19 protein-coding genes are annotated in these 22,979 nt (G+C 61.2%); 8 read left to right on the top strand and 11 right to left on the bottom strand.

From position 1 onward, the window contains the following. The first annotated feature begins 112 nt into the window (after positions 1 to 112). The 7 genes from NCHU2750_RS25680 (at position 113) to NCHU2750_RS25710 (ending at position 7,736) form a co-directional block, all read left to right on the top strand. On the top strand, positions 113 to 1,342 hold the full coding sequence (locus tag NCHU2750_RS25680) for a metal-dependent hydrolase family protein (RefSeq protein ID WP_119944738.1): 1,230 nt from the start codon (positions 113 to 115) through the stop codon (positions 1,340 to 1,342). 17 nt (positions 1,343 to 1,359) lie between these two features. Beyond that, positions 1,360 to 2,184, top strand: coding sequence for an ABC transporter permease (locus tag NCHU2750_RS25685; RefSeq protein WP_245480496.1), 825 nt, complete (start codon positions 1,360 to 1,362; stop codon positions 2,182 to 2,184). Positions 2,185 to 2,186: 2 nt separating this feature from the next. Continuing rightward, the gene (locus NCHU2750_RS25690; RefSeq protein ID WP_119944623.1) at positions 2,187 to 3,242 is read left to right on the top strand and encodes an ABC transporter ATP-binding protein; all 1,056 of its coding nucleotides are present in this window, start codon (positions 2,187 to 2,189) and stop codon (positions 3,240 to 3,242) included. A gap of 29 nt (positions 3,243 to 3,271) precedes the next feature. Then, entirely contained in the window at positions 3,272 to 4,315 is a 1,044-nt protein-coding gene (locus tag NCHU2750_RS25695; protein ID WP_119944624.1) for an ABC transporter substrate-binding protein, read from the top strand. Between the two features lie 102 nt (positions 4,316 to 4,417). Then, complete coding sequence (locus NCHU2750_RS25700) at positions 4,418 to 5,272, top strand: ABC transporter permease (RefSeq protein WP_119944625.1); 855 nt, start codon at positions 4,418 to 4,420, stop codon at positions 5,270 to 5,272. A gap of 43 nt (positions 5,273 to 5,315) precedes the next feature. Then, positions 5,316 to 6,518 carry a M24 family metallopeptidase gene (locus NCHU2750_RS25705; protein ID WP_119944626.1) on the top strand — a complete coding sequence of 401 codons (1,203 nt, stop codon included), beginning with the start codon at positions 5,316 to 5,318 and terminating at the stop codon, positions 6,516 to 6,518. 114 nt (positions 6,519 to 6,632) lie between these two features. Next, the gene (locus NCHU2750_RS25710) at positions 6,633 to 7,736 is read left to right on the top strand and encodes a branched-chain amino acid aminotransferase (RefSeq protein WP_119944627.1); all 1,104 of its coding nucleotides are present in this window, start codon (positions 6,633 to 6,635) and stop codon (positions 7,734 to 7,736) included. A gap of 100 nt (positions 7,737 to 7,836) precedes the next feature. On the opposite strand, the gene NCHU2750_RS25715 is transcribed toward NCHU2750_RS25710, so the two are convergent. From NCHU2750_RS25715 to NCHU2750_RS25755, 9 genes are all read right to left on the bottom strand, one after another. Then, positions 7,837 to 9,312: a sensor domain-containing diguanylate cyclase gene (locus NCHU2750_RS25715; RefSeq protein ID WP_245480497.1), complete on the bottom strand. Its 1,476-nt coding sequence runs from the start codon at positions 9,310 to 9,312 to the stop codon at positions 7,837 to 7,839. A 350-nt stretch (positions 9,313 to 9,662) separates the two neighbouring features. Next, positions 9,663 to 11,267: a fucose isomerase gene (locus NCHU2750_RS25720; protein ID WP_119944629.1), complete on the bottom strand. Its 1,605-nt coding sequence runs from the start codon at positions 11,265 to 11,267 to the stop codon at positions 9,663 to 9,665. Positions 11,268 to 11,284: 17 nt separating this feature from the next. Next, positions 11,285 to 12,919, bottom strand: coding sequence for an FGGY-family carbohydrate kinase (locus tag NCHU2750_RS25725; RefSeq protein ID WP_119944630.1), 1,635 nt, complete (start codon positions 12,917 to 12,919; stop codon positions 11,285 to 11,287). A 206-nt stretch (positions 12,920 to 13,125) separates the two neighbouring features. Beyond that, positions 13,126 to 14,187: an ABC transporter ATP-binding protein gene (locus tag NCHU2750_RS25730; protein WP_119944631.1), complete on the bottom strand. Its 1,062-nt coding sequence runs from the start codon at positions 14,185 to 14,187 to the stop codon at positions 13,126 to 13,128. Between the two features lie 51 nt (positions 14,188 to 14,238). Continuing rightward, a complete protein-coding gene (locus NCHU2750_RS25735; protein WP_119944632.1) occupies positions 14,239 to 15,060 on the bottom strand; it encodes a carbohydrate ABC transporter permease in 822 nt (273 codons plus the stop codon). Further along, positions 15,060 to 15,998 carry a carbohydrate ABC transporter permease gene (locus NCHU2750_RS25740; RefSeq protein ID WP_119944633.1) on the bottom strand — a complete coding sequence of 313 codons (939 nt, stop codon included), beginning with the start codon at positions 15,996 to 15,998 and terminating at the stop codon, positions 15,060 to 15,062. The genes NCHU2750_RS25735 and NCHU2750_RS25740 overlap by 1 nt, the downstream gene beginning before the upstream one ends. Then, a complete protein-coding gene (locus NCHU2750_RS25745; protein ID WP_119944634.1) occupies positions 15,998 to 17,329 on the bottom strand; it encodes an ABC transporter substrate-binding protein in 1,332 nt (443 codons plus the stop codon). The genes NCHU2750_RS25740 and NCHU2750_RS25745 overlap by 1 nt, the downstream gene beginning before the upstream one ends. Before the next feature lie 53 nt (positions 17,330 to 17,382). After that, complete coding sequence (locus NCHU2750_RS25750) at positions 17,383 to 18,057, bottom strand: GntR family transcriptional regulator (RefSeq protein ID WP_119944635.1); 675 nt, start codon at positions 18,055 to 18,057, stop codon at positions 17,383 to 17,385. Between the two features lie 34 nt (positions 18,058 to 18,091). Next, a complete protein-coding gene (locus tag NCHU2750_RS25755; RefSeq protein ID WP_119944636.1) occupies positions 18,092 to 18,973 on the bottom strand; it encodes a dihydrodipicolinate synthase family protein in 882 nt (293 codons plus the stop codon). A gap of 378 nt (positions 18,974 to 19,351) precedes the next feature. On the opposite strand from NCHU2750_RS25755, the gene NCHU2750_RS25760 reads away from it, so the two are divergent. After that, the gene (locus NCHU2750_RS25760) at positions 19,352 to 20,083 is read left to right on the top strand and encodes a GntR family transcriptional regulator (protein ID WP_119944637.1); all 732 of its coding nucleotides are present in this window, start codon (positions 19,352 to 19,354) and stop codon (positions 20,081 to 20,083) included. Positions 20,084 to 20,108: 25 nt separating this feature from the next. Here the strand turns inward: NCHU2750_RS25760 and NCHU2750_RS25765 are convergent, their stop codons facing one another. Together NCHU2750_RS25765 and NCHU2750_RS25770 are read right to left on the bottom strand one after the other, a co-directional pair. After that, on the bottom strand, positions 20,109 to 21,278 hold the full coding sequence (locus NCHU2750_RS25765; RefSeq protein ID WP_119944638.1) for an alanine racemase: 1,170 nt from the start codon (positions 21,276 to 21,278) through the stop codon (positions 20,109 to 20,111). Beyond that, on the bottom strand, positions 21,275 to 22,975 hold the full coding sequence (locus NCHU2750_RS25770) for a hydantoinase B/oxoprolinase family protein (RefSeq protein WP_119944639.1): 1,701 nt from the start codon (positions 22,973 to 22,975) through the stop codon (positions 21,275 to 21,277). Before NCHU2750_RS25770 ends, NCHU2750_RS25765 begins: the two co-directional genes overlap by 4 nt. Positions 22,976 to 22,979 lie beyond the last annotated feature (4 nt).

Below are 22,979 nucleotides of genomic sequence, written 5' to 3' on the forward strand. Positions count from 1 at the left end.
GATTGAGGCTGGCGGCCGCAAATGGCGGATTCCGGCAAAGGCGGAGCTTTGCCCACTCTTGCTTTCCGCCGGTCCGGCGGTGGCTACAACGCTTTTGACCTGGGAGTTTTCGATGACACAGACTATTTTCACCGGCGGCCAATTTCTCGATGTGAAGAAGAAGGCGCTTATCGGCGGCGTCGAGGTTCTGATCGAGGATGACGTCGTGCGTGAAGTTTCCGACAAGCCGATCACCGCATCGTCGGCCGAAAGGATCGATCTGAAGGGCAAGACCCTGATGCCGGGCCTCGTCGATGCCCATGTGCATGTCGTCGCAACCCTCGTCGACCTCGCCGCCAACGCCGAACTGCCGTCTTCTCTTGTAGCGCTACGAACGTCGAAGATCATGAACGGCATGCTGATGCGCGGCTTCACCACCGTGCGTGACCTTGCCGGCGCCGATCTCGGCCTCAAGCTCGCCGTCGAGGAAGGCCTGATCGACGGCCCGCGCCTCGTCATCTGCGGCAAGGCCCTTGGCCAGACCGGCGGTCATACTGACTACCGCACCCGTTTCGACAACCGCCCGCTGCATGAAGCAAGCCTCGGCGCTCTTGGCCGCATCTGCAACGGCATCGATGAAGTCCGCACAGCCGCCCGCGAAGAAATCCGCAACGGCGCGGAATTCATCAAGATCATGGCCAATGGAGGTGTTGCCTCGCCGACCGATCCGATCCATGTGCTGCAATTCTCTCGCGAAGAGATCATCGCCGTGGTCGAGGAGGCCAACAATGTCGGCACCTATGTCTCGGCTCACGTCTATACGGATGCTGCGATCCGGCGTGCGGTCGAATGCGGTGTCCATTCGCTGGAACACTGCAACCTGATCGAAAAGGAAACGGCAGAACTCGCCGCCAAGTCCGGCGCCATCGCCTGCCCGACGCTTGCGGCCTATGAAGGCCTTGCCATGGAAGGCGAAGCCTTCGGCCTGAAGCCCGATTCCGTTGCCAAGATCGAAACGGTTCGCACCGGCGGCCTGCGCTCGCTGAAGATCCTGCACGACGCGGGCGTACCGATGGCTTACGGTTCCGACCTTCTCGGCCAGCTTCACAAATACCAGTCGATCGAATTCACCACCCGCAATAAGGTGCTGCCGGCCGCCGACATCATTCAGTCCGCCACGCTGATTTCGGCAAAGCTGTGCCGCATGGAAGGCAAGATCGGCGAGCTTTCGCCGGGCGCGTTCGCCGACCTGATCGTCGTCGACGGCAACCCGCTCGACAATATCGGCGTGCTTGAGGATCACAGCAAGCTGAAGGCAATCATGAAGGGCGGCCAGTTCTACAAGAACGAACTGGCGGCCTGATCGCGGAGGAACGCGCCATGGTCGAGGGCAAGACTTTTTCCGAACGCCTGGGCCGGTTCTCGGTCGGCTTTCTCAACTTCGTCGCGCTGGCGGTCACCGTCCTGCCTCTGATCCTGGTGTTCTGGCTGTCGGTCATCTCCAACAACATCCTTTCGCTTCCGGCGGAAGGATATTCGCTGCGCTGGTTTGCTGAGGTCTGGCGCCAGCCGCAGTTCATCGACGGCTTTTACCTGAGCGCCATGGTGGCGATCGGCGCCACGGTCATCGGCATGCTGGTGACCATTCCGGCGTCGATCGTTCTGGTGCGCAAGCGCTTCATCGGACGCAAGGCAATCATGCAGTTGCTGATGTCGCCGCTGATCGTGCCGGCCATCGTCATTGGGGCATCGCTCTACATGTCGCTGGTCGAGCTTGAGATCAGGACCGGCATTCCGGCGACGGGCTCCACCATCGGCTTCGTTGCCGGCCACGTGCTTCTCACCATCCCGTGGTGCGTGAGGTTGCTCACGGCCAACCTCGCCGGCCTCAACGAAGTCGTCGAAGAGGCCGCAGCAAGCCTTGGTGCCGCCCCCTTCACCGTCATCTGGAAGGTCACGCTGCCGCTGATCCGTCCCGGCATCGTTGCGGCCGCAATCTTCAGCTTCGTCGTGTCCTTCGGCAATCTCGAAGTGTCGATGTTCCTGTCGACGCCCGGTGAGGTCACTCTTCCGGTCGCGATCCTCCAATATCTGCAATGGAAGATCGACCCAACCATTGCCGCGGCCTCGGTCATGCAGGTCGCGATCATCGGGCTCGCGCTCGTTATCACAAATCGTTTCGTCAATCTCTCCAGGATGATCTGAATATGGCAACAGTCACGATCGAAAACCTGCGCAAGGTCTATGGTGATTTTGTTGCCGTCGACAACATGAACCTGGACGTCAAGGACGGCGAGTTCCTGATCCTGCTCGGGCCCTCCGGCTGCGGCAAGACGACGACGCTGCGCATGCTTGCCGGCTTCGTCGAACCCAACAGTGGCAAGCTCGGGATAGGTGGGCGCGACATCACCACCGAGCCGCCCTATCGCCGCAATATCGGCCTCGTATTCCAGAACTACGCGCTCTTCCCGCATCTGACGATCTATGAAAACGTCGCCTTCGGCCTTCGCCGCCGCAAGCTGCCGGAGGCAGAGATCAAGACGCGGGTGGCCGAAGCGCTGGAACTGGTACGCCTCGGCCATCTGGAGGATCGCTATCCCAAGCAGATGTCTGGCGGCCAGCAGCAGCGCGTCGCGATTGCCCGCGCGCTTGCCATCCGCCCGGATATCCTGCTGCTCGACGAGCCGCTTTCCAACCTCGACGCCAAGCTGCGCCTGCAGGTGCGCGACGAGTTGAAGGCACTGCAGCAGAAGCTCGGGATCACCACGGTCATGGTCACCCACGACCAGGACGAGGCGATGTATGTCGGCGATCGGCTGGTCGTGATGCAGGAAGGCAAGATCCAGCAGATCGGCAGCCCGACCGAACTCTATAACCATCCCGCCAACCGCTTCGTAGCCTCCTTCATCGGCCGCACCAATTTTGTCGAGGGCGAAATCGCGGCCGGCCAAAACACCTTCACCACGAAGACCGGGCTGGCGATCAAGACCGAGATCGCATCGCAGAGCCATACCGAACTGATGGTACGGCCGGAAATGATCGAGCTGTCGTCTGCGCCGACCGGCGAAGCCAACTGCTTCGACGCCGAGATTGCCAGCAGCGTCTTCCTCGGCGGCAATATCGAGATTGTCGCGACACTTCCCGGCGGCGACACCGTCACCGTGATTACCACCGTCAAGCACCTGAAGGACAAAGGCCTTTCGGCGGAAGCCGGCAGTCGCCTCCACCTCTCCTTCACGCCTGAATCCGCAGTCCTGATGTGAATGACGAAACAATCGAGAAAGGGAACAACATGACGAATGGCATCAACAGAAGACAGTTCGGCCTGATGGCCGGCGCGCTGGTGGCAAGCACCGCGCTTTCGACCACCGCCCGCGCAGCAGCCACCGGCCGCGTCGTCGTCGGCACCTGGGGCGGCGACTACCAGAACCTGCAGCAGCAGTTCATCGTCGATGCGCTTCTGAAGGATAGCGGCATCAACGTCGTCTTCGACACTGCCAACGACACGGTGCGCAAGACCAAGATGCTTGCCGAACGCCGTCTGCCGCGCGGATCGATGGACATTGCCTGCCTGACCGGCCAGGGCGCATATGAAATGAACAAGAACGGCCTTCTCGAGGAACTGGACGAGAAAAAGGTCCCGAACCTCAAGTTCGTTCCCGAAGCGCTACGCAACAATTACAGCGCGCCGCATATCTATACCGGCCGCGTGATCCTCTATAATCCGAAATTCGTCAAAACGCCGCCGACCTCCTATGCAGACCTCTGGGACCCGCAATATGCCGGCAAGATCGGCGTGATCGACATCCAGTACCAGACCACGATCGAATCGGCTGCGATGATCTCCGGCGGCGGCCTCGACAATTACGAGCCCGGCAAGGAAAAGCTGCTGGAACTGAAGAAGCAGGGCGTCAAGATCTATCCGACCAACGAAGCCATGGCACAGGCGATGCAGACGGAAGAATGCGTCATGTGCATCATGTGGAACGCCCGCGGCTACATGTGGAAGAAGGCCGGTATTCCGGTCGAGATCGCCGTGCCGAAGGAAGGCCTGGTTCTCTATGTTTCCGACATGTGCGTGCCGAAGAATGCGCCCAACAAGGAAGCCGCCTACGCCTATCTGAACGCCATGATGGAACCCGGCCCGCAGAAGGCCTTTGCCGCGACGATGGGCTACGCCCCGACCAACACGACGGTGAAGCTTGATCCGGATCTCGCCAAGCTGGTCGACTACACGGAAGAGCAGCAGAAGGGCTTCCTGACCCAGAACATGGAATATCTGGCCAAGACGGACGCCTCGCTGCAGGACTGGTGGAACAAGTCCTTCAAGGGCTGATGCCGGGGCACGGCATATAACCGATCGATACCGGCCGGGTTATCCCGGCCGGCACTTCAATCCGACGCCCCGTTCGGGCGCCTTAAGGGAGCGGCAGACAAGATGATCAAGAAGGGTACGACGGCAGCCGCATTGCTGACGCCCGCCACGCTGATGGTGGTGGTCTTCCTCGTGCTGCCCATGCTGCTGCTGCTGCGCTACAGCTTCAACCGCTATGTCCCCGGCGAATTCATGGTGCCGGGCATGACGACCGAGAACTACACCTCTCTTCTGTCGGACAGTTACTATCTTTCCGGCCTGCAGACGACGATCCTGATGGCCTTCGGCGTCACGGTCGCCTGCATCCTGCTCGGCCTGCCGCTCGCCGGGTTCATCGCCCGCCAGAAAGGGCATATGAAGACGCTCCTGCTGATGATGATCATCCTGCCGCTCTTCGTCAGCAATGCCGTACGCGCTGCCGGCTGGATGGTCGCGTTCGGCCAGAACGGCGTCGTCAACTATTTCCTCACCAGCACCGGGCTGATCAATGCCCCGCTGACCTTGATGTACACGCCGACGGCAGTTTTCGTCGGCATCATCTCCGTCAATCTTCCCTATGTTGTCCTCACCCTCCAGAGCGTGCTCGAGGGCCTTGACCAGAATACCAAGGACGCATCGCTCAGCCTCGGCGCCGGCCCGTTCGAGACCTTCCGACTGGTCACGGTCCCGCTGGCCATGCCCGGCATCCTTGCCGCTTTCGTGCTTTCCTTCATCCTGACAATGAACGCCTATGCGACGCCCGTCCTGCTTGGCGGTCCGTCCTTCCACATGATGGCGCCGATGGTGGTCGACGAGGTTCTCGGCAAGGCCAACTGGCCGTTCGGCGCGACGCTCTCCTTCATCCTGATGGGCGTGACACTTGTGCTCACGGTCGCGAGCAGCATGTTCATTGCCAAACGCTACAATTATTCGGAATAGCTATCCGATCATTCCCTCACGTGCCACGCACAGGAACAAAAACATGAGTGCCCCTGCATACAAGTCGTTCGCGCAATCGCTGTCCGAATTCGAAAACATCGCTGCCGCAATCCCGCCGATCTCCATCGAGGAGTTGCAAGCGCGTGTCGCCAAGCTGCAGGGACTGATGAAGGCTGCCGGCGTCAAGGCCGTCTATCTCGACACCTCCACCAGCCTCACCTATTTCACCGCCATGACGCTCGGTGCCAGCGAGCGCCTGCATGGAGCGGTCATCCCCTCTTCCGGTGCGCCGATCTATATCAGCCCGGCCTTCGAAGAGCCGAAAACACAGACGCTGATCACCATCGAGGGTGAAATCGCCGTCTGGGAAGAGCATGAGGACCCGGCCTTGCTGGTCGCGAACCTCGTCTGCGGCCTCGCCGCCGAGGGCGATACGCTCGCCTTCGACCCGGCAACGCCTTTCGTCTTTTCCAGCGCGATCACGGCTCATATCGGCGCCCGCCTGCGGAACATCGGCGCCAAAGAGCTCATCGCCCAGTGCCGGCAGATCAAGTCGAAAACCGAAATCGCCATCATCCAGACGGCAATGACGGCGAGCCTCGGTGTCCATAAAGCAGTCTGGGAAGGTCTCTACGAGGGCGTCTCGACGACCGAAGTGACCGATTTCATCGCCGCCGCCCATGCGAAACTCGGTATGCGCCATATCTTCGCCGCCGCCCAGTTCGGCGAGGCCACCGCCTATCCGCATGGCGTGCCCTACCCGCAGACGCTGAAGACCGGCGACATGGTGCTGATCGATCTCGGCGCCCATATCCATCGCTACTGCTCGGACATCACCCGCACCTATGTGTTCGGCGAACCGACCGACCGCCAGCGCCAAGTCTGGACGCTGGAACAGAAGGCCCATCAGGCTGCCTTCGACGCCGCCAAACTCGGCACGCCGTGCGAAGAGGTCGATTTCGCCGCCCGCAAGGTGCTGACCGATGCCGGCTTCGGCCCGGATTATCAGGTGCCGGGCTTGCCGCATCGCACCGGCCACGGGCTCGGAATGGACATGCACGAGGATCCGTTCATCGTGCGCGGCAACAAGACGCCGCTTGAACCGGGCATGGTCTTTTCCGACGAACCGATGCTGGCCATCTATGGCGAATGCGGCGTGCGCCTGGAAGACATCATCTACATGTCCGAAGAAGGCCCGGTCTTCTTTACCGAACCGGCAAAGTCGATCGACGCGCCTTTCGCGTAAAGTCCTCTCACTGGCAGATCCGTAAACGTACCGCTTGTGCCTTCCTCCGTCTTGTAAGATACGGAGCAAAGGCGCAAGTTGCCGCCCGGACACCACCAGAACAAAGACCTTCCCATGTCATCCGATACCACTCCCCTTCATTTCGACACCAAGCCGAACACGAACCCCATGCCGGAAGCCGACAGGCTGAAGGCTTTCGAGAACCTCGGCTTCGGCACGCTTTTTTCCGACCATATGGCCGTCGTGCGCTGGAGCGCCGACAAAGGCTGGCACTCCGCCGAGATTACCGCACGCGCGCCCTTCCCGATCGATCCGGCATCGAGCGTGCTGCACTACGCCCAGGAAATCTTCGAGGGCATGAAAGCCTATCGTGCAGCCGATGGCCGCGCCGTGCTGTTCCGTCCGGAAGAAAACGCCCGTCGCTTCAACGAATCCGCCCGTCGCATGGCAATGCCGGAACTGCCGGAAGCCGATTTCCTGGCCGCAGTCGAGAAGCTCGTGCGCATCGATGCCAAGTGGATCCCGCAGGGTGAGGGTAGCCTTTATCTTCGCCCCTTCATGTTCGCTTGCGAGAACTTCCTCGGCGTGCGTCCGTCGAAGGAATACATTTTCTGTGTCATCGCCTCGCCGGTCGGCCCCTATTTCAAGGGTGGTGCTAAGCCGGTGAAGATCTGGCTTTCCGAACAGTATACGCGTGCAGCCCCCGGCGGCACCGGTGCTGCCAAGTGCGGCGGCAACTATGCGGCAAGCCTGATTGCCCAGAAGGAAGCAAGCGCGCAGGGCTGCGACCAGGTCGTCTTCCTCGATGCCGCCGAGCATCGCTGGGTCGAGGAACTGGGCGGCATGAACGTGTTCTTCGTCATGGACGACGGGACGCTCGTCACTCCGCCGCTGAACGGCACGATCCTTCCGGGCATCACCCGCAAGTCGCTGATCGATCTCGCCCGCGAACAAGGGATGACGGTCAAGGAGGAACTCTATTCCTTCGAACAGTGGCAGGCTGACGTGAAGAGCGGCAAGCTCAAGGAAGCCTTTGCCTGTGGTACGGCCGCAGTCGTCGCGGCGATCGGTGCCGTCAAGTTCCCGGCGGGCGAGTTCCAGATCGCCAACGGCGAGACAGGCGAAACGACGACGAAGCTGCGTCAGGCCCTGATCGGAATCCAGCGCGGCCAGACCAATGACAGCCATGGCTGGCTGCATGAGATTGCCGGCGTCTGAGCCCATCTCGACTCAAGTCTAAAACAAGATCCGTGTGGCAGCGAAATATCGTTGCCACACGTCCTGACGCGATATGCCCTTGATGGCGACCGAGGTGGCTTCAGCCTTCTCCGCCGTTTGCCAAGGCTACCCTGCTTCGATTTCGACCTGCAAGCTTGGCATCATAGAGCAGCTTGTCTGCGCGGCGGTAAAGCTCGTCAAATGTCCCGCCCGTATCAGCTATAGTGTCCGCCATGCCCATGCTGGCCGTCACACTATGCTTGATCGACGGCATTCCGGCCGTGACCGCCGCGGGAATGGTCTGGCGCAGGCGCTCCGCGCGCAAGTGGGCGTCTTCGCCACGCAGGAGCAGCACGAATTCCTCACCGCCGAGGCGGAAGGCATGGACCTGCTGGCCTGCCTGAAGGACCTCCGCCACAATCTTCAGGACAGCATCGCCGACCGCGTGGCCATGGATGTCATTGATGGCCTTGAAGTGATCAAGATCCAGTACCGCGAGAGTGCGATAGCCATCGTTGCGATATTGCTCGAAATTTTGTTCCATGGCCCGCCGGTTGAACAATCCCGTCAGGGCGTCGCGCTCGGATAGATGCTTCAGGCCATCTGCCTCGAAGCGAGCCTTGTCCCTCTGGTGCCTGATCGCCATGAAACGGTCGGCGACGCCGAGCGTGGTGAACAGGACCTCGCACACACATCCTGCATAAAACAGCAGCATGGCGTCATTGCTTTCCAGGCCGGGAACCACGCCGGTCACCAGACGAACCAATCCCGCCATGATCACCGGAATATAACCGGCCGCCTGAAACTTGGCCGCACGGCTCCCGCGCCGTAGGCCGTCTGCCACCGACAGCATGAAGACGAGCAGAGCCGGCGTGAAGGCCGCCGTATAGGCTGCCGACTGGATCGGCCGAGCGATATAGGGAAATGCTGCGTGAGCTACGCCGAGAAGCATGGCAGAGACGGCGCAAACCGGCAGTGCCCGCCGAAGAAAGGGATGCATGCACCCAGGCTCGATGAAGCTGTAGGTAAACATCGAACCAGAGGCAATCATCGCACCGAAGATCACGGTCGTCATCCAGCTCAATGTCATGGCCGGCGGATCGAAAAGGATGACAGCGAGCCCCGACGAAGTCAGGATCGTCAAGAGCAGGGAGAGCGTCAGCGCGGAATGCCAGAAGACGAATGGCTCGCGCAGGACACGGTAGAAGGCGGTGTTGAAGATGAGTGGCATGCACAGCATGCCGGCAAGTATGGCGAGCAACAGAAGCTGGCGCACCAAATCCCGGTCGAGGAGAAGGTCGCTCGGAGCGAGATAGGCCCGTTCCAGCGTCATCTTGTGGCTCGGCAAATCGAAGGCGACGACGATCCTGTCTGTGTCGCGGGTCACATCCGGCAGAGGTGCTTTGAAATATCCGCCACGCAGGGAGCTTTGTAGCTGGTCTGCCGGAAGCGTCGCCTCACGTGTCGTGCCGTCCCGATCAATGGCGATCAGATGCACGGCCTGGAGAGCGCTTCTTCTGGAAAAGAGATAATGCGGGAGCGGATCGTCGGAATTGATATCGAACCGCAGAAACACCCGCTCTCCTTCGAGAGAATAGCTTGAGCTGCCGCAAGTCCAGTGCTCCGGCGCCGCGATGATGGCCGCCTGGTCCGCGGTAAGGTCGCTTGATGCCCAGCAGGCGTTTTTGAGTTCGGTAGCGCTAACAGGAAAAACCGCGAGTGATGCAAGCACCACCACGTTCAATATGGCTGCCAATATAAATTTTCGAAACGCGCCCAAGAACATGGACTGGACCGTAGACTACAAACATTGCGATGCGGTTACACGCAACTGTTGCAGCCATTTAAAATATCCGTGTTTCTCGAGCTTTTGGCGCCGATGAGGGATCAACCTCGTCCGGCGCCAAATCCCGGCCGAGCGGAGGTTTAGCCGAGATCGACCCCGCAGAAATTGACCTCCATGCCGAGTTCCGCGGCAAGTGCCGCCTTGGCAAGCGCGGCACGGTCGGCGTCAACGGCCGAATTGGCATACACGACCTGAATATGGTTTGCCTTGTGGCGAGCCATCATCTGATCGCGGGACACGCCGGTCAGTACCGCATGCATCATCGGCCACTGTTCGTTGGTGGATTTCCAGCGGCGCTCAGTCTCTTCCTTCGGCAAGGACACGGCCTGACCGCGGCCAATGTCCATCTTCAGCCTGTTGTCCTCGACGAAGATGCGCGACCAGACGATCTCGCCGGGCCTGGCGATGCCGCGTAGGGTGCCGCCGCCTGCAGGGAAGAACATCGGCGGCTGCCGCATGCTGTCGGATCCCGCCCAGCCCCCTTCGTGATGGGCCGGCGGAGCGGCACCGGATATCTCGAACACCCAGACGAAGCCATCGACCGAGCCTGTCGGATCGACACCCCCCCACCGCAGGTCATGCAGGGTATTTTCCACTGGCTGGCCGAGCGCGCGGTGCAGTCGGTTGGTCATCAGCCCGTCGAGGCCGGCGCACTCGTCCACCTCGTTGAAATGCACGATCGCCTTGCCCTGTCGGATGACCTTGCCGTCGCGGCCTTTGACATCCGGCCGACCATCATCGTTGAGAATGCCTTCCACGAGATCGGAAGCCGGCAGAAGGTCTTTCAAACCCTGCTGGTACTGGATACCGATCGCCTCGCAGCCGAAATTCTCGGCAGTGCGCACCGCCGCGATATACATACGGCACTGGTCGATAACCTGGTCCTCCGTCAGTTCCTGCTCCGGGTCGGTCCCGAGATGGAACTTCATGCCCTTGGCGATGAGGTCCTGGTAGACGGCACGGCCTTCCTCCACCGGCACCTGCGTGGTGGCGTAATAGAGGGCCGATTGCGACAGGCGCTCCTTGAAGATGCCGAGCGGCATCAGAAGCTCGTCGGGCACGATGGCATTGTACATGCCCATGCAGCCCTCATCGAAGATGCCGAGAATGACCTTGTTGGTGCGGAAATCGTGAGCGATCTCCTTCGCCAGATCCTTGAGATCCTGCGGCACCTTGCCGGCCTTGAACGGCGTCACATGGCTCGTGTCATGGTCGATCGTGCCTTCCGACAGCCATTGGGTAAGGCCGGAGCGGAAGAAATCATCGTCGAATGTCTCGCTCCACAGCGAGGAATAGGCGACACCAGCCTTGGTCAGCGAGCCATTCAGGTTGAGCAGGCCGACGAGGCCCGGCCACTGTCCAGACCAGTTGGCAACGGTCAGGATCGGGCCCTTGTGGCTCGTCAGACCCGCCAGAACATGGTGCGAATATTGCCAGACGGATTCCGCCACGATCACCGGCACATTGGGATCGATCTTTGCGAATGCATCCATGCCCTCGCGCTGCGAGGCGAGAAAGCCGTGGCCTTCATCCGGCTTATAGGAGTGAGCACGCTTCACCGTATAGCCGAGGCCGGCGAGCACTTCGCCGAGTTTCTTTTCCATCGCGTCCTGCGTCGCCCAGCACTGCTGGTTGGCGGACAGACGAAGGTCTCCGCTGGCGAAAAGTGCAATCTCTTTGGTCATGTTCCTCTTCCCTCACATCAATGTTCAGTGCCGGCCATCAGCGCGGCATAGGCAACGAAGTCTTCCTGCATGCGGCGGAAGACACGGTATTTGCGATCGTGATAGGCGGCGATCTCGCCGCCGCGCGCAGTTATGCGGCTACCAAGCCCGCTCATTGCGCGCATGGCGGCGGGCAGGTCGGCATAATGGCCACTCGCCACCGCACCCAGCATGGCGCTGCCGACCAAAACCGGTTCGCGCTGGTCGGGCACGACGATGGCGCAGCCCGTCGCATCCGCATGTTCGCGCAGAAACAGCCTGTTCTGAGCAAGCCCCCCGCTTACCACCAGTGTTTCGACGCTGACGCCATTGGCCCGCATCTCCGCAATGATGTGGCGAGTGCCATAAGCGAGCGCCTGCAGGGTCGCGAGATAGTCGAGCGCTAGATCGTCCAGGCCGCGATCAAGCGACAGGCCGGTGATGCCGCCCTTGCGCAACGGATCAGCAAGCGGAGAGCGGTTGCCGTGGAAATCCGGTTGTATGTGCCGCGATTTCGTCAGCGTGGCCGTCTCGCCGCCTTGCGCCATGGCTTCAAGGCGGCGGTCAAACAGCGTGAAAACGGAAATGCCTTCGGACTTTGCGGTCTCGCGTGCCTGATGGATCGCGGCATGCCCCTCGATCACCCGGTCGATAAGCGCACCGGCCGCCGACTGACCCGCTTCGTTGGCCCATAGTCCCGGCAGCAGAACGGAAAAATAAGGCCCCCAGACACCCGGCACGAAGGCCGGCTTCTCACTGACGGTAATATGGCAGGATGAGGTGCCGGCGATGAGCGCCAGACGATCATCGAGTGCACCCTCGCCCAGATCGACACCCATCGTACCGAGCGCGCCGGAATAAGCGTCGATCAGGCTGGCGGCAACGGCCGTGCCCGGAGCGAGCCCGAGATCTGCCGCGGCGGCCTCCGAGAGCGAGCCGACATTGTCGCCGGGTGCTGCGAGGCGGTTGCCGATGGAGCGGAAATTATCGGCAGCAAGCTCGGCTATGCCGGCGCTTTCGAAATAAGCCTTGTCCCAGCCCTCGCCCGACGTTCCGTTCTGGCCAAGATAGGTCCATTTGCAGACGGTACTGCAGAGGGAGCGGATGTCGTTTCCGGTTGCCTTGTGCACCAGCCAGTCCGGTAGATCGAAAAAGGCGTGTGCACGAGAGAAACTCTGCGGCATCTCACGCTTCAGCCAGCGCAGTTTCGGCGTTTCCATCTCGGGCGAGATGACGCCGCCAACATAGTCGAGAACAGGGCTTTTCAGCGCGTTGATCTGGTCGGCATCGCCGATCGCACGGTGGTCCATCCAGACGATGATATTCCAGTCGTCATCGCCGCCGGGGCTGACGGTGACCGGCTCCCCCTTGTCGTCCACCACGACCAGCGAGCAGGTGGCATCGAAGCCTATGCCCGCAATATCCGCCGGGGACAGGCTGGCATCCGCCATCGATTTCTTCACGCAGGTGCAGATCGCTTCCCAGATGTCACGGGAAGACTGATTGACGAAATCCTCCTTCGGTCTCTCGGTGGCGATCGGCTGCGAATAGGCGGCGAGCAGCGTGCCGCGCTCATCGAAAATGCCGGCGCGGGCGCTGCCGGTGCCAACGTCGATACCAATGAATGAGGTCATGTCAGTTCGATCCGCTACAATGTGGAGCCGGACGACAACTAGGCTTCGAACTTGGGAAAAGTCCCCCTCTGGCCTGCCGGCCATCTCCCCCACAAGGGGGGAGAATACTCGCGGCAACGCCCACGCCCAATTCGCCTCGACGGCTCGGCCAGGTTAAGCCCTCCCCCTTGTGGGGAGGGTTGGGAGGGGTCTTGCCCCCGGAAGGATCAGAGCCGCTGGCCGGTCGCCTTGTCGAACAGATGCGCCTTGGCCGGGTCGATCGACAGTCCGATCTCGTCGCCGAAGCGGATATCCAGCCGCTCGCGGAACAGGCAGGAGATCTGCTCGCCATGGCTGACCACGCGGGCGAAGATTTCCGAGCCGGTACCCTCGACGATATCGACGCGGCCCTGGATGCCGCTCCCGCTCGTTGCCCCGATATGCTCGGGCCGGATGCCGTAAACCAGCGACTTTCCACCGAGCCTTGACGGATCGGCTCCCGAAGGCAGCGGCAGGACAAGGCCCTTATCGCTGCGGAACACACCTTCCTCGATCCTGCCATCGATGAAGTTCATCGATGGCGAACCGATGAAGCCGGCAACAAAGAGATTGGCCGGACGGTCATAGAGATCGAGTGGCGCACCGACCTGCTCGATATTGCCTTCCTGCAGCACGACGATCTTGTCGGCCATGGTCATGGCTTCGATCTGGTCATGGGTGACATAGATGATCGTCGTGCCGATCCGCTGGTGCAGCGCCTTGATCTCGGCGCGCATCTGCACACGGAGTTTGGCATCGAGGTTCGAGAGCGGTTCGTCGAACAGAAACACCTGAGGATCTCGCACCAGGGCGCGGCCCATGGCGACACGCTGGCGCTGGCCGCCGGAAAGCTGGCGCGGATAACGGTCGAGCAGTTTTTCCAGTCCGAGAATGCCGGCGGCGTTCTCGACCTTCTTGCGCCTCTCGTTGACATCAGCCTTCTTCAGCTTCAACGCGAAGGCCATGTTTTCCGCCACCGTCATATGCGGGTAGAGCGCGTAGTTCTGGAACACCATGGCGATGTCGCGGTCGCGAGCCGGCAGATGCGACACCTCCCGCGGTCCGATGCGGATGGCGCCGCCGGTCACGTCCTCAAGCCCGGCTACCATGCGCAGCAGCGTGGACTTGCCGCAGCCCGATGGCCCGACCAGGACGACGAATTCACCGTCGGCAATATCGACGCTCAGGTCGCGAATGATCTCGACTGCCCCGTAGCGCTTCTGGATGTTCTGGATGTTGACTGTTGCCATTTGAAAATCCTCCCGATTTTCGGGTCGTTGTCTGTTGCTCTTAGCCGCCCCTTAGCCGCCTTTGACCGCACCGGCCGTGAGGCCCGCGACGATCTGCTTCTGGGCGAACATGGTTAGCACCAGAACCGGCAGGGTGACGATCAGGGCGGCAGCGGCCAGTGGCCCCCAGCTGACCTGCTCGAAGGAGAGCATGTTGTAGACGGCCACCGGCAGGGTGCGTGTCTCGCGGCTGGCGAGTACGATGCCGAAGACGAAGTTGTTCCAGGAGAAGATCACCGCCAGGATGAAGGCGACGACGATGCCGGGCTTGGCGATCGGCAATGCGACCAGACGGAAGACCTGCCAGGAGGTGGCTCCATCGATGCTCGCCGCCTCTTCCAGTTCCTTCGGCGTCGTCTCGAAATAGCCGATCATGATCCACACGACGATCGGCACGGTGACGACCAGATGGATGATGATCTGCGGCCACAGCGTGCCGAGCATGTTCAGCCATTGGAACAGCAGGAAGAGCGGGATCAGGAAGGAAAGGCCGGGCGTCATGCGGGCGATCATGATCACCATCGCCGCCTTCTCGGCCTTCAGCCTCGCAATGCCATAACCTGCGGGCACGCCGATGACGAGCGCGAGCAGCGTTGCGGCGCCCGTCACCAGGATCGAGTTCCAGAAATAGAGGAAGAAGTTGTTCTCCTGGAAGACCTTCACATAGTTCGACCAGGCGAAGTTCTCCGGAATGAGGATCGGCGGATAGGCGCCATTGTCGATCTCGTATTTGAGCGACAGCGAGAGCATCCAGACGAAGAACAGGATGACAGGCGAAATCATCACCAGGGCGGCCAGGAAAAGGCCGATACGGTTCCATACTCTATGCGTCATCAGCGCTCCTCCATGTCCGACCAGTTGGTGCGCGCCCGGATCATCATCAGCACGAAGGAAAGCGCAATGATGACGAAGAAGAAGACCACCGCCATGGCAGAGCCATAGCCGATGTCGTAGTAGGAGAAGGCAGTGTTGTAGAGGTAGATATTGATCGTTTCCGACGCCGTTCCCGGTCCGCCTTGGGTCATAGCATAGATGATGTCGAAGCTTTTCACCGCGTCGATGCTACGGATGATGACCCCGATCATCAGGAAGGGCGCGATCATCGGCAGAGTCAGGTAACGGAACTTCTGCCAGGCATTCGCACCGTCGATCTCAGCACTTTCATAGGGTTCGCGCGGCACGGCTGCGAGCCCGCCGAGCACGATCAGCATGATTAGCGGCGTCCACTGCCAGGTTTCGACCAGAACCAGCGCCGGAATGACGGTCGACTGGTTGTAGATCCATTCCTGCGCGCCGATGCCGACCAGCGACAACAGATAGTTCAGCACGCCGAGCTGGGGATGGAACATCATCGTCCAGACGAGCGCGATGGCGACCGGCGTCGCCATCATCGGCATGACGAAGACGCCGCGCAGGAAACCCCGCAACGGAAACTCGCCGTCGAAGACGAGAGCGGCAAGCGTGCCGAGGATGAGCGGCGCCACCACGGACAAGGCGGTATAGACCGCCGTATGCCACATGGATTCCCAGAACCGCATGTCGCCCACGAGGCGGATGTAATTGTCCAACCCGGCGAAGGTCTGGTCCTGCCCCAGCGTCCAGGAATTCACGCTCATCCAGAGCGTGAACACCCAGGGAAAGACGATGACCGCGCCGATCACCACCAGCGCCGGGACAACGAAAGGCCAGTAGTTGGGAGCAAGCCTTGGCGGCTTGCTCCCCTTTGCGACCACATGTCTGGCCGCAGTGGGTTCTATGGTCACGGAAGCCATTATCCCTCGCTTCGGGCAAGCACCGGCTCGAACTGAGCGGTCGCCGTTTCCAGTTCCTTTTTAGGATCGGCGCCGCCGATCATGTTGGTGAGGCCGACCCCGTAGATGTCGCGGAATTCCGTGACCGGGATGATGACCGGGAGCGCAAGCTGCGAGATCTTGCCGGAGGCGACAACCGCATCGACCCAGGCTGCCGGCATCTTGACGCCTTCGCGGACCTTGGCGTCCTCAAGGATCGACTGACGGAAAGGCACGCCGGCACCGGCCTGCAGCAGGCGGGCGCCCATGTCATGGGAGATGACCCATTGGCAGAACAGATAGGCGGCTTCCTTGTTCTTGCTGGCAGCCGTCACGCCTATACCGTCGCCCGTCGTTGCTGCGGCCTGTGCCTTCGGGCCAGCCGGCATGACGCCGTAACCGACCTTGCCGACAACACGCGACTTCTGCGGGTCCTCGATCGGCGGTGCGAAACCGACACCATCGAACCACATGCCGATCTTGCCCTGAAGGAAGGCCGACTGTGCTTCCGCCCAGTTGAAGCCGGAAACCCCGACCGGCGCCGACTTGGTCATCAGCCGCTGGTAGAGAGCGGCCGCATCGACTGCGCCCTGGGATGTCGTTGCGAGCTTGCCGCTGGCATCGAGCGGCGTTGCGCCATAGCCCAGCATAAACGAGGTCCAGACCGGCGTATTGGCGTTTTTCAGACCGCGGGCGACGAATCCGTAGGTACCAGCGGACTTGTCGGTCAGCGCCTCGGCAGCCGTCACCATCTCGTCGAAGGTCGTCGGGTATTTCAGGCCCTTCTTTTCGAAGAGTTCCTTGTTCCAGTAGACGATCCAGTAATCCACGGAGAAGGGCAGCGTGCGCAGCTTGCCGTCGGAATCCTTGGCGAATTTCAGGCCCGCTTCGGCAAAATCACCCTCGACCAGCGACGGATCGGTGAGCGACGGATCCTTGAAGTAACCGGAAAGATCGGCGAGCCAGCCGCCCTTTTCGAACTGCCGCTTCTGCACATGGTAGCTGAGATGCACGACGTCGAAGCTCGGACGGCCCGAAGAAAGCTCGATCGTCGTCTTCTGACGCTGCTGCTGCTCCGGCGTTGCTTCGGCATTGACCTTGATGCCGGTCAGTGCCTCGAACTCGCTCAGATACTTGGTGATGGTTTCACCGCGCGGGCTCTTGATCAGGTTTACTTCCAGCGTGGTGCCGGCAAAACGCTTCCAGTCGACCGCCGCGGAGGCGGGACGTGTGCCGACCAGCCCGGCGGCGCCAAGGGCTGCCGATCCCGCCAGAAAACTCCGGCGCGTCGGGGTCCAGAATGAAGATGCCATGTATTCCTCCTCTTAGGTTTCACCGGGATCTCCTCATCCCGGCGTTGAGTGTTTCAGATTCTCAAGGCACGATCCCTTGCATGTCCGATATGTTTGACGAGCGCCTCGACGGCGCCGTCGGCAGAGCGACACTTGATCGCCTCAAGCACGGCCATATGCTCACCCATGACGGGTGCGATGCGGCCATTGATGCGAAAACGTTCCTGATTGATCAGGCGCATCTTGATCGAATTCACCCGGTAGACGTTCCAGATGATGCTGTTGTCGAGCGCGGCGACGAAGGCATCATGCATACCCCAATCGACCGCCTGCGCGCGGGCATCAAGCTCGGGCGTCTCGTTGCCAGAGGTGATCGCGTCGGCCACCTCACGATGCTGGCGTACAAGGTGCTCGATCATCTCGTCGGAAGCCTTCTGGACGAATAGCGCCACCGCTTCCTTTTCGAGGAAAAGACGGAGCTGGAACGCTTCGCGGATCAGGTTCAGATCGATATGGGCGATCTGCAATCCACGCTGCGGAACGGTCTTGATCAGGCCCTCGGCCTCAAGCCGCGGGATAAGCTCGCGGATGGCGCCGAGGGTGAGGCCGGTCAGCTCGACCAGATGACGTTGGGAAACGAACTGCCCCGGGCGCACGTCACGCGCCAGGAGATGCCGGGTAAAGCTCTCGTAAGCCTTTTCCCTGAGCGTCGGCTCCTCAGCCTGCTGGTCGCTTCGCTGGTCGATCATCGTCCCCGTTCCCGGCTTTGGCCCCTATACAGCCTCAAGCCGCCTTGTTGCGGAACAGGCCGTCAAACACCAGGCCGAGCTGCTTCTGTCCGTCCTTCGATATAGAAAGCAGCGGAGCCCGGACTGCAAGCCAGTTTTCGTCATTTTGCTGACGAGCCACCATGGCTTTCACAGCCGGCGTCACCGGATACTTCAAAAGCTCAGCGACAAAGTCGACCACACGTGGATCATCCTGGCCGTCATTGGCCATCGCACCGATCTCGTGCGGCGCAAAATTGGCCATTCCGGAGATCGCTCCCTGCCCACCCATCCGCACGCCGGCAGCAAGGTGACGCTCGTCGCCGATCAGGATGATCAGATCTGAATGGGCCTTCAGGAGCTCCTGCGTATAGGGCCAGTCGCCGGAGGAGTCCTTCACGCCCGTCACGACGCCGGGGAAAGCCTGTTTCAGCCGGCCGACAAGGGCAACGCTGAGCGGCACCATGGTGACCGACGGAATATTGTAGACGATGACGTCGCGGGCCAGTTTACCGAGCGCCTTGAACACCTGCGAATACCAGCCGAACAGGCCGTCATCGCTGACATTCTTGAAATAGGAAGGCGGCGCCAGAAGAATGTTGCGGACACCGCGGGAAAGCGCCTGGGACGACTGCAGCGCAGCGTCTTCCGCCGCATCCACGAGCACGCCGACGACGATCTGCTCGGGCGCGATGCCCGCCTCGATGAATGCTGAAAGAACGCGCTCGCGTTCCTGCGTACCGATCGACGATCCCTCGCCGGTCGTGCCGAACAGGGTACAGCTGGCGCAGCCTGCAGCAAGGCTGCGCTTTGCCTGGGCGATCATCATGTCGATGACGATATCGCCGTTCTCGTCGAACGGCGTGGTAAGGGCGACGGATAGTCCGAAGCGTTTCATCTGGTCTCCTCCACTGATTATCTAGAGCTACATCGCTAACATGTTAGATGTCAACCAATAACTGTATAGATCAATCAAGCGTGATGAGATGCAAACTGCCGGCTTTTGCGGCGGCCATTATGCAACGGCCATTTCGTCGGATAATCATTCGCGAACGAGCAGAAGGCGAACCAGTTGCGGTCGATCTTCTCTTCATTTCCCAGCACAGCGCACCCGGGACCGATTGCCACCGGATATAAACCTGTCCAACTCGCCTGCCCCCACCCGCCGGAGCCGCAGGCCATGTCCGACATCCGCGAACTGCGGAAAATTCCGTAGGAACGGTTGCCTAATCCCGCCGAATCTCTAAAGTTGCCTAGTCAATTCGGAATATGTGGAATGAACCAGATCAAGGAACCTGCCTATCTACAGGTTAGACGTTTTCTGTTGTCCGAGATCGCGGCCGGCCGCTATGGACCCGGCGACCTTCTGCCGTCCGAAACCGAATTGGCTAAGCGCTTCGGCGTCACCCGCAACACCGTTGTTCACGGACTGTCCGCACTGGTATCCGATGGCAGGATCAACCGGATTGCCGGCAAGGGCACGTTCGTCGCCCGCAAGGAAATCCGCGTCACCCAGCACACCAGCATCGTCCGCTCCTTCGATGAGGAAGTCATCGAACGCGGCGCCAAGATAGAATTTCGCCTTCTGGGCTTCACCCGCATTCCCTGTTCGGAAAACGTTGCCGAGCAGTTGCTGATCCGCGCCGGGGAGGATGTCTTCCGTCTCGAACGGGTTCGCGTTGTCGATGGCACGCCGACAGTGCACGAGATCCGCCATATCCCGATCGAACTTGGCCAGAGATTGACGATCGACGCACTGTCGCGGCTGCCCATGTTCACGATACTTGCTCAATCCGGCCGACCGGTTGCCCATATCAAGGGCGTTATCCGTGCCGACGCCGCCACCCCGGCCACGGCGACGAAACTCGCCATCAATCCCGAGACACCGGTGCTGGTACGTGACTTCGTGTTGAGCGACGCACAGATGGCACCGCTCGTCAGCGGAACGGCTATATTCACCCGTGAGGTTCAGATCACCTATGCGGTGGACGAGCCGATCGACGTCTGATCAGACGCCGTGACCCCTGCTGAAGTCAAGCCCCGCGGGCGTCGACCGGCCAGATGTCGACAAGCATGCCGTCACGAACGACATGGATGAAATCGTAGAGGTTTACCGTGGGGTCGCAATGCGGCACCTGCAGTTCGAGAAGCGAGCCGACCGGCAGCATTGAACCATCTGGAAGCGTGACCGTGCCATGTTCGTCGCTGGTCGGCTTGTAGGTGGCGCCCGGCAGACCGCCGCGACGGATCACCGGCGCGGTGCCGTGCTTGGCGACGAAACGCTTCTCGCCACCATCCGTCGTGGCAAGGCCCGGATGATTGGCGCTGATGACGCGGACTGCGGCAAACAGGCTGGTCGGAAACAACGGCTTCGCCGATCCGTCCGGATCGACAGCATCATATTCCACATCCATCAGGGCGTAGCTGCCGCACTGGAATTCGGTATAGAGGCTAAGTGCCGCCTCCTGCAGGAAGGCGCCGGTGCTGCCGCCGGTGACCACCGGTTTTTCGCCATGCATGAAGGGTGCAATCACATCGAGTGCAGCTCGAATGCGGGAGGCGGCTTCATCGGCACCGGCGACCCGGCCTTCCAGATCGGCGCGATGCGACAGGTGGCCTGCATAGGCCTGCAAGCCGGCCAATTGAAGCGAGGCAGCCTGATCGATGATGGCGGCAAGCGCAGCAAGATCCTTCGATTCAGACAGGCCGGAGCGGTGGCGCCCCATATCGAGATCGATCAGGACCCGGATCCGAATGCCCTTCTGCTCTGCGGCCTTTGCCAGTGCCTTGGCCGTTTCGATATTGTCCAGAACCAGCGTCAGCCGGCAGCGACCGGCTGCATCCACCAGACGCTCGAGGGCATAGCCCGGCGCAAAGGTCGATGTCAGCAGGATATCGGCCATGCCGCCCTCGGCAAAGATCTCGGCCTCGCCCGGCGTCGCAACGCAGATGCCGACCGCGCCGGCCGCAACCTGTTTCTTCGCGATCGCCAGCGTCTTGTGCGCCTTGGCATGCGGGCGAAGCGCCACACCGAGCCGGTCACAGCGCGCCTGCATATCGGCGATATTGGCATCAAGCGTATCGAGTTCCACCAGAAGGGCCGGCGTCAGCAACCTGTCCCGGCCGCCCTCGATACCGATGAAGGCGGCATTGCGTGCAGCGACCTTGCGCGGCGATATGCCGCCTTCATCTTTCTGTGTCATGCCGCGTCTTCCTTGTCTGCTTTCGCCGTATAGCCATAGACACGCTTGGCATGATCTACTGTCATCTTGCCCTGGCGAATATCGCTTTCGATGGCCGCCGGATCGCGCTTTTCAGCCGGACCATAGCCGCCTGCTGCCGCCATGGCGACGCTCAAGACGTCGCCCGCATCGAAATTGCGGATGAATTTCGATGGCAGAGCCTGTTCCTTTTCTGTGCCCGGATTGGCCATCAGCTTGCCGCCGGCACCTGGTCCGCCGCCGAAAATGCCCCAGGGCTTCGACGTGTAGCGGTCCGAACGAACCTGCACGCGAACGGCATCGGTCAGGAAGCGGTAATCGCGGCGCAGGCCGAGCGCCCCGCGGAACTGCCCGTCACCACCGGAATTCGGAATGAATTCGTAGCGCTCGACGCGGATCGGGTTCTCACTCTCGATCAGTTCGACCGGCACGTTGGCAAGGTTGCCAATGCAATAGGGACCGGCATCCTGGCCGTCGGAATCCGGGCCGCCACCGAGACCGGTATTGTTGTGGAATTCCAGATGCAGGAAGCGGCGATCCGCTCCGCCCGGTGTCTTCTGCAGGCCCGAGGCGACGATGGCGAATTCCGAACCACCGGCACAGGCCGGCATGCGCTCCGGCAGAAGCTTGGCCAGCGCACCGAGCACGATGGAGCGCAGGCGAAAGCCGATCTGGCCGCGCGACCCGACGGCTGCCGGAAATTGCACGCTGACGAAACTGCCAGGACGGCCGATGACCTTGATCGGCGCATAGAGCCCGGCATTGTTGGGGATCTCTTCCGCCAGGACCGTGCGAAGCGCTGCATAGGTGCAGGAGACGGTAAATTCCCAATTGCAGTGGACCGCACCGCCGGTGTCGTCCTGGGTGCCGGAATAGTCGACCTCGATCTCGTCGCCGCGCTTGGTCAGGCGGCAATGAAGGCGGATCGGACCGTTGCCGGCGCCATCATCATCGTTCCATTCCTCGAATTCGGTCGTGCCGTCCGGCAGGGACAGGATCGAGGCACGGGTCAGATCTTCCGCATGGCGGATCAGGTCAGCCAGATAGGCGCCAAACACGTCCGGCCCCATTTCGCGGGCGATTGCCTCGACTTCACGGCCAGCCTCGTCGAGCGCGGCAAGCTGGGCGCGCAGGTCACCGATGACGCGATCGGGGACGCGGGAATTCGAGGCGATGATGCCGAAGATCGCCGCGTTGTCGCGGCCAGCATCGCGCAACTTGACCGGCGGAATGCGAAGGCCTTCCTCGAAGATTTCCTGGCTGTCGGCGGCATTGCCACCGGCAACGCGGCCGCCGAGATCGGTATGGTGCAGCACGAGCGAGACATAGGCCACCCGCTTGCCGTCGACATAGATCGGCTTGAAGGTGAAGATGTCGTTCAGGTGCGAGCAGCCGGAATAGGGATCGTTGGAGGCGAGTACGTCGCCTTCGGCAATGTCGTCACCGAAGAAATCGGTGCAGCCCTTGAGCGCAGGCATGACCACGCCGAGATGGACCGGCACTGCCATGCCCTGAGCGGCCAGCGAACCGGCCGCGTCGCAGATGGCGGACGAGAAGTCCATCGAGTTCTTCACATTGGCGGTGCGCGCCGTGCGAGTCACCATGACGAGGGCGTTGTCGGCGATGGTGACGAGCGCATTCTTGAGCAACTCGCGCTTGATCGGGTTGATGATCGTCATCTGA

Origin of the sequence: Neorhizobium sp. NCHU2750, assembly GCF_003597675.1 — a bacterium.
Classification (GTDB): Bacteria; Pseudomonadota; Alphaproteobacteria; order Rhizobiales; family Rhizobiaceae; genus Neorhizobium.

Coding starts and splice junctions, on each gene's coding strand:
- NCHU2750_RS25690 (WP_119944623.1), top strand. CDS start 2,187: ATGGCAACAGTCACGATCGAAAACCTGCGCAAGGTCTATGGTGATTTT.
- NCHU2750_RS25680 (WP_119944738.1), top strand. CDS start 113: ATGACACAGACTATTTTCACCGGCGGCCAATTTCTCGATGTGAAGAAG.
- NCHU2750_RS25740 (WP_119944633.1), bottom strand. CDS start 15,998: ATGGCTTCCGTGACCATAGAACCCACTGCGGCCAGACATGTGGTCGCA.
- NCHU2750_RS25700 (WP_119944625.1), top strand. CDS start 4,418: ATGATCAAGAAGGGTACGACGGCAGCCGCATTGCTGACGCCCGCCACG.
- NCHU2750_RS25760 (WP_119944637.1), top strand. CDS start 19,352: ATGAACCAGATCAAGGAACCTGCCTATCTACAGGTTAGACGTTTTCTG.
- NCHU2750_RS25725 (WP_119944630.1), bottom strand. CDS start 12,919: ATGACCTCATTCATTGGTATCGACGTTGGCACCGGCAGCGCCCGCGCC.
- NCHU2750_RS25745 (WP_119944634.1), bottom strand. CDS start 17,329: ATGGCATCTTCATTCTGGACCCCGACGCGCCGGAGTTTTCTGGCGGGA.
- NCHU2750_RS25735 (WP_119944632.1), bottom strand. CDS start 15,060: ATGACGCATAGAGTATGGAACCGTATCGGCCTTTTCCTGGCCGCCCTG.
- NCHU2750_RS25710 (WP_119944627.1), top strand. CDS start 6,633: ATGTCATCCGATACCACTCCCCTTCATTTCGACACCAAGCCGAACACG.
- NCHU2750_RS25730 (WP_119944631.1), bottom strand. CDS start 14,187: ATGGCAACAGTCAACATCCAGAACATCCAGAAGCGCTACGGGGCAGTC.
- NCHU2750_RS25705 (WP_119944626.1), top strand. CDS start 5,316: ATGAGTGCCCCTGCATACAAGTCGTTCGCGCAATCGCTGTCCGAATTC.
- NCHU2750_RS25770 (WP_119944639.1), bottom strand. CDS start 22,975: ATGACGATCATCAACCCGATCAAGCGCGAGTTGCTCAAGAATGCGCTC.
- NCHU2750_RS25720 (WP_119944629.1), bottom strand. CDS start 11,267: ATGACCAAAGAGATTGCACTTTTCGCCAGCGGAGACCTTCGTCTGTCC.
- NCHU2750_RS25685 (WP_245480496.1), top strand. CDS start 1,360: ATGGTCGAGGGCAAGACTTTTTCCGAACGCCTGGGCCGGTTCTCGGTC.
- NCHU2750_RS25765 (WP_119944638.1), bottom strand. CDS start 21,278: ATGACACAGAAAGATGAAGGCGGCATATCGCCGCGCAAGGTCGCTGCA.
- NCHU2750_RS25755 (WP_119944636.1), bottom strand. CDS start 18,973: ATGAAACGCTTCGGACTATCCGTCGCCCTTACCACGCCGTTCGACGAG.
- NCHU2750_RS25750 (WP_119944635.1), bottom strand. CDS start 18,057: ATGATCGACCAGCGAAGCGACCAGCAGGCTGAGGAGCCGACGCTCAGG.
- NCHU2750_RS25695 (WP_119944624.1), top strand. CDS start 3,272: ATGACGAATGGCATCAACAGAAGACAGTTCGGCCTGATGGCCGGCGCG.